We start from the raw sequence: 11621 nt of genomic DNA, 5'->3' as shown, positions 1-11621 counted from the left end.
ACAGCGAAGCCGCCGTTCTCGGCGGAGACGGCTGGGCACCCGACGGTGGGCGGGGACAGTGTGGCGCCGGGCCCGCTCAGCCCTGGGGCGGACCCGGCAGCGGGGGGTTTCCCAGCGTCACGTCCCCCATCCGAAGGGCGGCCACCGACCCGTGATCGGCCCGAACGTCCACGCTCCCGCCCACCGCCGCACCGTGGTCTCCCGCCGACACCACGCCGCTGGCAGCTTGCTCCTGGACCAGGGCCCGCAGCTCTGCCGCGGCGTGCTCACGTTCCGCCCCGGCCACGCCCTCCAACAGGCTCTCGAACCTGGTCTGCCAAGCTACCTCCTGGCGCAGCCGTACCTGTTCGGCCCCGGCTGATGCCGACACCTGCAACGCGCTGGCCGTACCGTCCAGTCGCTCCAACTCCACGCGCTCGCGCTCACCGTCTCCACGGCCCAGCAACCGAGCTATCCGCGTCCGCAGCCCGTCCCACGCCTGCGTCCCAGCTGCCTGGACCACAGCCGTCCCACCCGCCGTGGCCAACGCCATCAGCGCCTCCTCCAGCATTCCCGCCCTCTCGCTCGCACCGATGTCGTAGCCCTTCGACCCTAGCTCCGTAACAGCGCCCTTCGGAGGCGACTTCGAAAAGACACCACGACTGTTGAAAGAGCTTGGGCCCCGCGGACGATGCGACCGTCGTCACCGCCGTCCAACTACGCGACATGGTGGACCGGTTGACAGAAGCCGGGCAGTGGCATGAAGGCGACGCCGAGATCCCGGTCGTCATGGACTCCGGCTACGACGTCGCCTACCTCTCCCATGCCCTGGCCGACCTCCCGGTGGTGCTGGTGGGACGCCTGCGGTCGGACCGCGTGATGCTCCGCGACGTCGGCCACGCGCGCTCCGGCCCGAAGGGCGGCCGGCCCCGCAAGCACGGCGGTGTCCTCACCTTCGCCAAGCCCGACACCTGGCACCAGCCCGACGTCACCACGGCCACGGACACCACCCGCTACGGCACCGCCGAGACAATCGCCTGGGATCGGATGCACCCCAGACTCACCCATCGCGGCCCCTGGCTGGACCATGCGGAAGAGGAACTGCCGATCCTGCATGGCACGTTGATCCGCCTCAAGGTCGAGCGTCTGCCGGGCGACCGCAACCCGAAACCGGTCTGGCTGTGGTGCTCGGCCACCGCCGCCACCGGTGCGGACGTGAACCGTTGGTGGCAGTCGTTCCTGCGCAGATCCGACCTGGAGCACACGTTCAGACTGATGAAGCGGACGCTCTGAGGTTCCCCCGAGGTGCGGAAGGTTGTCGGAGATGGCCTGATAGGTCATGAGAAGGGAGCCTTTGTGATGGCTGCTCAGATGAAGTACCCGCCCGAGTTGCGGCGGCGTGCGGTGGAGATGTACCGCTCTGCCGACCCGAAGCCGGTGATCCGACAGATGGCCCGCGACCTCGGAGTGCACCACGAGGCCCTGCGAAACTGGATCCGCCAGGACGAGGCCGACCGGGGCGAGCGCGACGACCGGCTGACCACCGCAGAGAAGGAGGAGCTGGCCGCGCTGCGCAAGGAGAACGCCGAACTGCGACGCTCGTGCGAGATCCTCAAGGCCGCCTCGGCTTTTTTCGCCCAGGAGCTGTGCGCCACGAGGCGCCGTGTTGATCGAGAGGCGGTGGGAGACCGTCTCCGTCAGGTCGTCGTAGCGGCCTGATCGAAGCTGGGGGGCAGCCTGATCCGGGGAACGCCGGTGAGGGTGGCAAGCGGCCCCGACGAAAGCGGGACGTGCTGGAACTGCCAGACAGTGCGGGTCCGTTCAGCGAGGTCAGAAGGTGTAGCGAGAGCGAACCAGTGGTTGAAGCCCCGTAACAGCGAAGCCGGGTCAAATCTGGTGGATATGGGCCGGTGTGCAGTGCGTGAGGTCCGGGCCTTTCGGCTCGGGACTCAACTCCGAAGCCGTTTAGCTCTGTCGGTGGGGAGGCCACGTTGAATGTCTGCGGCGTAGACGTGGCGATGCTGCCGGGGTAGAGCTGGGCGCCTCCCTGATCGATCGATCACATGGTGAACGTGGGAACCATCCGCGGTCGCCCTCCCGCCGGGCATCCAGTCCGGAGGTGGGCAGGTCCGTTGCCGGCTGATGGCCGCGTGATGGGGCGGAGGCCCCGTAGTAGTCGCGGGAGTGACGACCCGCCGAGGAGGCCGTGAGAGACGGCCGCAGGGCGAAGGGGGCCAGCAAGTTGGCAGTTGACGTTGCTGGAATGTCAGGAGGTTCGTCGCCGGTGAACACCGACGATCTGGAGTCCGCCCTGTACGGGGCGGAGCTGCGGGTACTGAAGATCCAGACCAAGCTGCACCGTTGGGCTCGTGATGATTCCCATCGCAGGTTCGACGACCTTTACAACCTCGTTTCCGATCCCGGCTTCCTCTTGGTGGCCTGGGATCGGGTGAGGGGTAACAAGGGTGCCCGCACGGCCGGAGTGGACGGGCGTACGGCCCGTTCCGTCGAGGCCGCGCAGGGTGTCGAGGAGTTTCTCGACGAACTTCGGTCGCAGGTGAAGGACCGTAGTTTCCGCCCGCTTCCGGTACGGGAGCGCATGATCCCGAAGGGTGACGGGAAGATGCGCCGCCTGGGGATCGCGACCATCGCCGACCGGGTGGTCCAGGCATCCTTGAAGCTGGTGTTGGAGCCGATTTTCGAGGCGGATTTCCTCCCGTGTTCCTACGGGTTCCGTCCGAATCGCCGGGCTCATGACGCGGTAGCCGAGGTACGCTACCTCGCTTCGCGGCCACGCAACTATGAGTGGATCGTGGAGGGCGACATCACGGCCTGCTTCGACGAAATCTCACACTCGGCCCTGATGGACCGGGTGCGGCGACGGGTCGGAGACAAACGCGTCCTGGATCTGGTGAAGGCTTTCCTCAAGGCGGGCATCCTCGGTGAGGACCGGCTGCTGCGGGAGACCACCGCCGGAACCCCACAAGGGTCGATTCTCTCGCCCTTGCTCAGCAATGTGGCGCTTTCCGTCCTGGACGAGTACATCGCCCAGGCGCCGGGAGGTCCGAGTGCTGGGAAGGTGGACCGCGCCAGACGGCACCGCCATGGTCTGCCCAACTACCGCCTTGTTAGGTACGCGGACGACTGGTGCTTGATGGTCTTCGGCTCGAAGTCTGATGCCGAGGTCCTGCGTGGGGAAATCACCGAGGTCTTGTCCACGATGGGCCTGCGCCTGTCACCGGAGAAGACTCTGATCACCCATATCGATGAGGGCTTGGACTTTCTCGGGTGGCACATCCAGCGCCACCGCAAGCAAGGGACCAGGCAGCACTACGTCTATACCTACCCCGCGAAGAAGGCTGTCCAGGCCGTGAAGCGGAAGGTCAAGACGTTGTGCCGAGAGGTCGAAGTGAACCAGCCGTTGGACGACCTGCTGCGTCGGCTGAACATGGCGCTGCGGGGCTGGTGTGCGTACTTCCGGCCCGGGGTGTCCTCCGTAACCTTCGCCTACCTGAGTCACTACACGTGGCAGACGGTATGGCGATGGATGCGGCGCAAACACCGTCGGTCTACCTGGAAGGAACTCCGCAACCGCTATTGCGGCGGCGGATGGTGGCCCACCAGCGAGAACAGGGAGCTGTTCGACCCCGAGAAGGTAGGCACAACCCGCTACCGCTATCGAGGATCCGTCATCCCGGCCCCCTGGGCCATCGCAGGATGAGAATGTCCAACACGCAGCCCATTTCGGGACTTGTGGAGAGCCCGGTGCATTGAGAGGTGCCCGCCGGGTTCGGGAAGCGGTCCGGGGAAACGGTCCGGTCGAAAGACCGGAACCGCGCCCCGGGCCGACTTTCACCGACCCGACCCGGCGACGGTACTGAAGCTCATCGACGAGCACCAGCACCGCTTCGGGGCCGAGCCCGTCCTCCGGGAACTGCACATCCCCGCCTCCACCTACTACCGCTGGCGCCGCGAGACCGTCGAGCCCTGCGAACGCAAGCGCCACGACGCCGAACTCACCGAACACATCCGCCGCATCCACGCCAACTCCGACGCCACCTACGGCTCCCCGCGTGTCCACGCCGTCCTGCGACGAGAGGGCACCCGGGTCGGCCGCAAGCGGGTCGAACGCCTGATGCGCCAGGCCGGACTGCAGGGCGTCAGCCCGCGCCGGCCCCGCTCCTTCACCCGCCGCGACCCAGCGGCCGACCTCGCTCCGGACCTGGTCCAGCGCGACTTCACCGCCGACGCCCCGAACCGGCTGTGGGTGGCCGACATCTCACTGATCCCCACAGGTGAGGGCCCGTGGTGGCTGGCCACGATCCGCGACGCCTTCTCCCGCCGCATCGTGGGCTGGCACACCTCGGAGCGCGCGGACGCCGACCTCGTCCTCACCGCCCTGGAATACGCCCTGCACGGCCGGCCCGTCGAGCCCGGGAAACTGATCCACCACAGCGACCACGGCTGCCAGTACACCTCCATCAAGCTCACAACCCGCCTGCTGAAAGCAGGAATTGAGGCGAGCATGGGCACGGTCGGGGACTCCTACGACAACGCCCTGGCGGAGAACTTCTGGAGCGTCCTGAAGACCGAGTGCGTGCGCCGCACGACCTTCGCGACCCGCACCGACGCCGACCTGGCGCTGTTCGCCTATATCGACGGCTGGTACAACACCCGCCGCATCCAAAAACGTCTCGACTGGCTCAGCCCCGACGAGTATGAGGCCAAGTACTACGCCGACCAGGCGACGGCCGAATCAGTGGCCGTCGAACCACCCACACCCACCCTGACCAGGTAATCAACACCTCCCGCTCAGCGGGGGAAGCTCACCCCGGCTGGCACCACCACGTCACGCTGGTCTCCCTCGCCCACGCGTTCTGCACCCTGCGCAGACTGGCCACCGCCCCAAAAGACGCGGGGCCGGCCTGAGCCTTTACCAGGTCGTCCGCGAGCTCCAGATCCTTCTGGCGACCTGGGCCGGCGCCTGCCCCACCTGCCACCGCGACATACCCACGCGATAACAGACCTGACCAAGCCCTACTAGCGTTGTGGTTGGCCTCGGTCCCGTTCGTATGGTTGGGCCGCCCGGGGGTGCCGGGTGGGCTGGTCCCTGCTGTCGGTAGCTGGTGACAAGATCACCGGTATGAGTTTCGTACGCACCACTCCACCGCGGCCTGTCGAGGTGACAGCGGTCTTCCCCGAGCTGGCGCCGTTGGCACGCACTGCGATACGGCTGCATCCGCGTCCGGGGTCTCCTTCGGTTCGGGACAGCTCGGTCGGCGGGCCGTTGCTGTGGCCGGCAGGAGAGCCGTGGCCGCACTGCGAGGACGCGCACCTGCACGTAGACACTGGATTCCGCCGGTCACCGACCGAAGTGCGGCTCGAGAGAGCCTTGCGGTACCGGTGGCGCCCTGACCTCGAGTCCACGCTCACGCCCGAGGAAGAGGCTCTCAAGGAGCGTAATGCCGCGTGGCTTGCCGAACGGTTCGAAGCCGGCCTTCCCGGTCCGGCGGAATGCCCGGTCCCGATGTTGCCCGTGGTTCAGTTGTTCCTGCGCGACGTACCCCTGTTGCGGCCGCCCGGGCAGGCTGATCTGCTTCAGATTCTCTGGTGCCCGTATGAGCACGATCCGGACTACAAGCCGGCGACCGCACTGTTCTGGCGGTCCGCCGCGGACGTCGGCGACGTCCTCGTCGCACCACCGGAACCGTACGAGGCTGACTATCCGGGTTACGTGCCGCAGCCGTGCCTGCTGGCACCGGAAGCGATCACCGAGTACCCCAACAGCCTTGACCTGAGCCCGGAGCTGCAGGAGATGCTGGAGGACTGGAACAGGTGGCAGGCGGGCGGCGCCGACCTGGCCAGCTCCTACGCGGCGTATCCGCGCGACTTCTACTCCATCCATCTGGGCAACGCACCCGGTTGGAAGGTCGGCGGCTGGCCCCCGTGGGGCCGCACCGACCCGATCGACCTGTACTGCGCTCTATGCGAGGCGCAGATGGTCCCGCTGCTGACGATCGCTTCCTTTGAGTGGGACGGCGGCGAAGGCTGGGTGCCGCAGGAGGACCAGGCCAACGCCGCCGGCGCTCACTACGCGGGCCAGAACCCCTCGCAGCCGACGGGGGTAGAAGTAGGCAGCACGGACAACATGCAGATCTACGTCTGCCCGACCTCCCCCGAGCATCCGCACACCGAGTTGATCCAATGAGTGGCTGCGTAGGTGAAGAACGGGTTCTGGTCCAACTTCTGTGGAGAAGTCACGCTATGTAGTTTCTCGGGACTGGATGGCCCGTCGTGACTCGTTGACAGACCTGTTTGGGATCATGCCCGCATGGACTTCGACCTCGCCCCACCAACCGGCGTCGGCCCGTTGCGGATCGGTATGACTCGGCAATCAACCAACGAGGCGCTGGACTCGCTCCGCGATCTCGCCGCGATTTCGGAGTCCGACCGGCCGGGGCAGCATGTCTTCCGTCCCAGTGGACTGATGGTCAGCATCCACTGCACGCGTGACGTGCTCGAAGCTGTTGAGCTCGGGAGGCCGTCGACTCGGACAGACCGAGTCGTCTTCCGGGGCCTGGACGTGTTCGCGATCCCGGCCCGCGAGCTGGTGCGACGCATGGGCGAGTACACCTCGATCGAGGTAGACCCCGACGACCCAGCGTCTTTCGTCGCCTCCGACCTGCTCCTGAGCTTCTGGCGCCCGTTCGCGGCCGACGACGAGCCAGAGGAAGAGCAGGGCTACTACTTCAGCTCGGTCCTGCTGGCACGGCCTGGCTACTACGACACCCCTGCTCAGGCTGCGGAGCGGCTTGTCAACGGCCATCACGCTCGCCCCACTGGCGGCCGGAGTCCCGCCCCACCTGCGGTCTTCAAGACCGCCCCGGTGGCGGCCAGATAATCTCCCCGCCTGATCTGATGCTGATCAGCTGAAGGGCTTCACCCCCTTGCCAGTGGTGGCCTGGGTGAGCCGGTAGCTGTCACCCTGGGTGACGACGATGTGGGCGTGGTGCATGAGCCGGTCGACCGTGGCGGTGGCCAGGGTCTTGGGCATGATCTCGTCGAACCCGGAGGGGTGGAGGTTGCTGCTGACCGCGACCGAGCGCCGTTCGTAGGCCGCGTCGACCAGCCGGTAGAAGCCCTCGGCGGCGTCCGGCGAGACGGGCAGCAGACCGATGTCGTCCACGATGATCAGGTCCGAGCGGATGATCCGCGACAGCGCCCGGGCGATCGAGTCGTCCGCCCGGTGCCGGCGGACCAGCGCGCCCAGGTCCTCAATGGTGAACCAGGCGACCGTCATCCCGGACTCGACCGCGGCCTGGCCGAGCGCCTCGGTGAAGTGGCTCTTGCCCGTGCCCGACGGACCACAGACACAGAGATTCTCCCGACGTCCCACCCACTCAAGGGACTTGAGCGCGTCCTGGGTCTGCCTCGGGATCGCGGAGGCGGTCTCGTCCCAGTCGCCGAAGGTCTTGCCGCTCGGGAAGCCGGCCCGCTTGCGGCGGGTGTGCAGGTTAGCACGGTCGCGGCCGGCGGCCTCTTCCGCCAGAAGGACCCTCACCACCTCGGCCGGATCCCAGCGTTGGGCCTTCGCGGTGGGGATGATGTCGGTCAGCGAGCGGCGGATGTGCGGGAGCTTGAGCCGCTTGGTCAGTTCGATGGCCTCGGCCAGCGGGTCGCCGTTGGTGCCGTGGACGGTGCGGAGCGGGGTGGCCATCAGGACGGGTCGCTTTCGTTGTGGTCGAGCAGGGTGTTGAGGCCGAAGGAGGACCAGGCGGAGGTGCCCGGCTGGAGCGAGTGCTCCTCGCTGCGGCGGGTGGGTTCGGCCTGTCCGTGGACGGCCTGGTAGTCGAGGATCGAGAGCAGGTCCTTGTCCGCGAAGCGGCCGGTGACCGCGGCGGTGCCCAGCGCCCGGTCGACCTCCCCGGCCGAGAAGAGCTTCGAGAGGGCGACGGCCTCGGCCATCTTCGCCTTGATCCGGCGGGTGCCGGAGGCGGCGGCCTCGACCAGCCAGCTCGCGGCGCCGGGGCCGAGCCCGAGGAAGGCGACCTCCTCGGCGTTGGTCGCCTTCGGCGTGCGGTCGGCTTCCTTGTCCTCGCGCGGCGGGTAGTGCGCGTCGTCCAGCACGGGCGAGCCCGGCTTGCCGGCCGGGTGCCGGGCGACCTCCTGGGCCGAGCCGCGCTCGTCGACCGCGGTGACGATCAGCTCCTCGCCGTGGAAGCGGGCCCAGACCCGGGTGTCGATCAGCTCGTGCGGGACCGAGTAGCGCACCGCCTCGACCGAGATCGTGGAGTCCCAGTTGACCCGGCGGGTCGTGCCGAACGCCGCGGTGAACGGCTGCCGGGGCAGCGGGTGCAGCCGCTGTTGCTCCTCAGCCAGCCGGTCGACGGGCTTGCGCCTGGTCTCCCGGTGCGGGCGGGAATTGACCTCGTCGCAGAACTGGCGGCAGGCCGCCTCCAGTTCGCCGAACGTGCGGAACTCCTCGCGCAGGTTCACGTCCTTGGGCACCAGGTCGGCCTTCGCGATCCGCACCGTCGCCTCCGAACCGCCCTTGGACTCCGGGTCAGCCGGCACGCAAGTACGAATGGTCGTGCCGTAGTGCCGGGCGACCTCCACGATCTCCGGGTTGCGGACTGCGATCCCGGCGACGTGGTCGGTGGTCACCGTCTTCTCGTTGTCGGTGAGCACGTAGGCCGGCACCCCGCCGATCCGCCGCAATGTGGCGTCCAGGCAGGCGGTGACCGTCGGCAGGGTCTTGTCCCAGATCGGGATCACCACCCGGAACCGGGACCAGGCCAGCCACGCGCAGAACAGTGTGGTCTTGCGGCCCTTGATCACCGGCCCGTCGCCGAAGTCGTACTGCAACCAGAGCCCGGGCTCGGTCACCCACGGCCGGTAGACACGGCGCCGACCGGCCTTGAACTGGGCTTTCGCCTCGGCGACGGTTCGGCGGGTGGTGCGTTCCCCGCCTGTGAAGCCCATCGCGGTGATCCGCCGGTGCACCACGTCCGCGCGGATGCGGCCCTGCGAGCGGACCACCAGCTCCTCGATCTTCGGAAGGTAGTCGTCGATCGCCCGGGCCCGGTGACGGCGCTGGCCCGGCTCGTGGCCGGCCTCGCGCATCTTCACGTACCGGGCCACCGTGTGGTGGTCGCACCCGGCCAGCTCGGCCGCAGCACGGTAACTGCCTGTGAGGTCGAACGCCTCCAGGATTTCCATGATCTCCCTGCTGTTCTTCACCCGCTCCAGCGTCGCCGAGCGGGACTACTCGGGGCGAGCGGGGAGATATCTGGCCGTACTCGGGGAATCCCGTGGCCGCAGATTGCGCCGTATGTGGCCGCCAGCTGGGAGGATGCCACGGCCGCCGTCACGGCTCCTGCAGGGCTCGTGACTGTCCTGTCAGGATGCCAGCAGGACTCGCTTCCGCAAGAGGCCGAAGCCGGCCCGGCCGTACATCTGTCGCTTGATCATTTTGATCCGGTTGACGTGGCCTTCGACGACGCCGGAGCTCCACGGCAGTGTGAGGCCGGCGGTGACAGCGGCGAGATCGCGTTCGAGGCCGTTGACGGAGGCGTGGAGGCTGGGTAGGTCGTCGGCGCGAACCGCCTTGATCCACTGTGGGAGCTGGTCGCCCTGGAGCTGGGCGAGCATCTTCCCGAACGCGCGGACGTGCCCGGTGAGGGCATCCAGTTCGGGGCAGCCAGCGAGGACGGATTTGAGCTTCAGGCGCTCGCTCTCCGGCAGGGTGTCGGGGTGGGTCAGGATCCAGCCGGTGACCGTGCGCGGGGACGGCGGACGGGCGGCCGGTGCGGTCGGGGATGTGCGGAACGGCTGGAGATAGGCGCGAACGGCTCCGTAGCCGCCCGTGTAGCCGTGTCCCTTGATCTCTTCCCAGAGGGTCCAGGCGTTCGTGCAGCCTTCGGCCCACCGGTCGTGCAGGTGGGCCTTGAAGTCGTCGAGCTTGCTCCTGCGGTTCTGCCACTGCCCTTGGAACAGGTCTTCCGGCCTCGCGGCGTCGGCCAGCCGTTGGACGGTTCTGTAGGTCATGCCGAGATGGCGCTGGATCGAGCGTCGGCTGTGGCCGGCGGCCAGCAGCGCGTGGACGGTGGCGTGCTTGGCGCGGGTGCGGTCGGCGAACCGGTGCCCGGTGGGCCATGGCGACCCGCTCTCGGCCGGTGCCGGAGCCTTCTCCGGTTCCGAAGCGGTGAAGGTCGCGCGGAGGCACGGACGGTGGCGGGAAACGCACCGCTCGGCCGCTTCACCAAGGTTGCGCCACAGGTGGAACCTGTCGGCGACCTGGACCGCAGTGGGTGCCCCGATCCTGGCGCCCTCGGCGAAGAACGGGGCACGGTCCCGGCAGACAACCTCGATCCCCGGGCGCTCGGCCAGCCAGGCCGCGACCGTGCCTGCCTCGCGATCCGGCAGGAGGTCCACCGGCCTGCCGGTTTCGACGTCGACCAGCACGGTCCCGTAGACACGGCCCTTGCGCATCGCGTACTCGTCGACGCCGACCACACGCGGGACCTGTGGCTGAGGTTCCGGGAGGGCGTCGACCAGCCGCAGGACCGTGTTCCGGCTGACCCTCGCCCCGAACACGTCGGCCAGCCGGGCACCGGCGCGACCGGCCAGGGCGAGGCCGCCCTCGGCCAGCACCGACCGCATTCGTTCGGTCCGCTGGCTGTACCGCCGGGTCAGGCCCGCGACCTGCTCAACGAACGTCCGCCGCCCGCAGGAGACGACCACGCACGTGAAGCGCCGAACACGAAGTCGCAGCACCACCCGCCGTCCCGCCACGGGCAGGTCAGCTGGAAAGCGCAGGTAAGAGCCGTGCAAACGTTCCGACCAGCTCCCGCAGCCCGGGCACCGAGGCCCGGCCGTCCGGCATCTGACACCGACTCGGATCACCTCGCCATCGTCCTGGACCGACTCCACCCTGATCCCCGGATCCGCCAGGAAGAGCAACTCTTCCAGCCGGAGTAGCACCTCGCGCACAGCCCAGAACCATCAGCCCTGCAGCGGCCGGCGCCGTCAGTTTCCGGACGATCTCGCGAGACCTACCAGCAAGACCAACAGCCACAGGGAGTAAGCGCACCACGGAAGTTGGACCAGAGCCGCTACTGCTCGATAAAGCCAGCTGGGGGCGCGGTTTGGTGTAGTGCTCCTGGAGCTTGTCGTGCAGGTCCTCCACGCGGGCTGTCAGGTAGCGACCGGTGGTGTCGAGGTGCGCGTGCCGCAAGATCGTCTGTACCTCGGCGAGGGTGAGCCGTTCGTCTCCGGCCATCCTGACCGCTGCCGTGTGGCGAGCGTCGTGCAAGGTCCAGTTCGTTCCGAGCTTGTCGTTGGCGCGCTGGAGAACGCGTCGCATCGCCCAATAGGTCAACGGTCTCGGATCCCCGCGGCGGGTGCGCCACACGGGTTGGCCCGGGCCCGGCAACCCGTCGCTGGCCAGGTAGCTGCCCAGATGGCGGAAGGCGTTCGGGGATGCGGGCACGGGCTGCCGGATCCGGGTGCCCTTGCTGATCACGTAGATCAGTTGGCCAGACCAGTCGATGTCGTCCAGACCGACGCCCAGCAGCTCGCTCGCCCTGGCCCCGGAGGATACATAGAATCCAGCAGCGCCCGGTCACGGTCGCAGCCCATGC

At 68.1% G+C, this 11621-nt stretch carries 9 protein-coding genes and 2 pseudogenes; 6 read left to right on the top strand and 5 right to left on the bottom strand.

The window, feature by feature from the left end:
* Positions 1 to 76: 76 nt before the first annotated feature.
* Positions 77 to 412, bottom strand: coding sequence for a hypothetical protein (locus ACFY4B_RS17770; protein ID WP_387968638.1), 336 nt, complete (start codon positions 410 to 412; stop codon positions 77 to 79).
* A gap of 242 nt (positions 413 to 654) precedes the next feature.
* On the opposite strand from ACFY4B_RS17770, the pseudogene ACFY4B_RS17765 reads away from it, so the two are divergent.
* From ACFY4B_RS17765 to ACFY4B_RS17740, 6 genes and pseudogenes are all read left to right on the top strand, one after another.
* Positions 655 to 1269 (top strand): annotated as a pseudogene (locus ACFY4B_RS17765) (transposase); the annotation flags it as partial.
* A gap of 69 nt (positions 1270 to 1338) precedes the next feature.
* Complete coding sequence (locus tag ACFY4B_RS17760) at positions 1339 to 1698, top strand: transposase (RefSeq protein ID WP_387968637.1); 360 nt, start codon at positions 1339 to 1341, stop codon at positions 1696 to 1698.
* Between the two features lie 565 nt (positions 1699 to 2263).
* Positions 2264 to 3700, top strand: coding sequence for a group II intron reverse transcriptase/maturase (ltrA, locus tag ACFY4B_RS17755; RefSeq protein WP_387968635.1), 1437 nt, complete (start codon positions 2264 to 2266; stop codon positions 3698 to 3700).
* A 30-nt stretch (positions 3701 to 3730) separates the two neighbouring features.
* On the top strand, positions 3731 to 4777 hold the full coding sequence (locus ACFY4B_RS17750) for an IS3 family transposase (protein ID WP_387968634.1): 1047 nt from the start codon (positions 3731 to 3733) through the stop codon (positions 4775 to 4777).
* 345 nt (positions 4778 to 5122) lie between these two features.
* Positions 5123 to 6187, top strand: a complete 1065-nt coding sequence (locus ACFY4B_RS17745; protein ID WP_387968632.1) for a hypothetical protein — start codon at positions 5123 to 5125, stop codon at positions 6185 to 6187.
* Positions 6188 to 6310: 123 nt separating this feature from the next.
* On the top strand, positions 6311 to 6880 hold the full coding sequence (locus ACFY4B_RS17740) for a hypothetical protein (protein WP_387968630.1): 570 nt from the start codon (positions 6311 to 6313) through the stop codon (positions 6878 to 6880).
* 24 nt (positions 6881 to 6904) lie between these two features.
* Here ACFY4B_RS17740 and istB read toward each other — a convergent pair whose 3' ends face one another.
* The 4 genes and pseudogenes from istB to ACFY4B_RS17720 form a co-directional block, all read right to left on the bottom strand.
* Positions 6905 to 7696 (bottom strand): IS21-like element helper ATPase IstB, encoded by a 792-nt coding sequence (gene istB, locus ACFY4B_RS17735; protein WP_049649636.1) that lies wholly within the window; start codon positions 7694 to 7696, stop codon positions 6905 to 6907.
* On the bottom strand, positions 7696 to 9219 hold the full coding sequence (gene istA, locus ACFY4B_RS17730; RefSeq protein ID WP_049649637.1) for an IS21 family transposase: 1524 nt from the start codon (positions 9217 to 9219) through the stop codon (positions 7696 to 7698). Before istA ends, istB begins: the two co-directional genes overlap by 1 nt.
* A 159-nt stretch (positions 9220 to 9378) precedes the next feature.
* A complete protein-coding gene (locus tag ACFY4B_RS17725) occupies positions 9379 to 10911 on the bottom strand; it encodes an ISL3 family transposase (RefSeq protein ID WP_387968795.1) in 1533 nt (510 codons plus the stop codon).
* Positions 10912 to 11230: 319 nt separating this feature from the next.
* Positions 11231 to 11530, bottom strand: a pseudogene (locus ACFY4B_RS17720) (site-specific integrase); the annotation flags it as partial.
* Between the last annotated feature and the right edge of the window lie 91 nt (positions 11531 to 11621).

This window comes from Kitasatospora sp. NPDC001261, assembly GCF_042896795.1.
Classification (GTDB): Bacteria; Actinomycetota; Actinomycetes; order Streptomycetales; family Streptomycetaceae; genus Kitasatospora.
Note: the sequence above shows the minus strand (reverse complement) of the source record. Positions and strands in the feature narration are given on the sequence as shown.

What these genes read in the sequence shown, in the direction of transcription:
- ACFY4B_RS17740 (WP_387968630.1), top strand. Translation starts at nt 6,311, where the DNA reads ATGGACTTCGACCTCGCCCCACCAACCGGCGTCGGCCCGTTGCGGATC.
- ACFY4B_RS17745 (WP_387968632.1), top strand. Translation starts at nt 5,123, where the DNA reads ATGAGTTTCGTACGCACCACTCCACCGCGGCCTGTCGAGGTGACAGCG.
- istB (WP_049649636.1), bottom strand. Translation starts at nt 7,696, where the DNA reads ATGGCCACCCCGCTCCGCACCGTCCACGGCACCAACGGCGACCCGCTG.
- ACFY4B_RS17760 (WP_387968637.1), top strand. Translation starts at nt 1,339, where the DNA reads ATGGCTGCTCAGATGAAGTACCCGCCCGAGTTGCGGCGGCGTGCGGTG.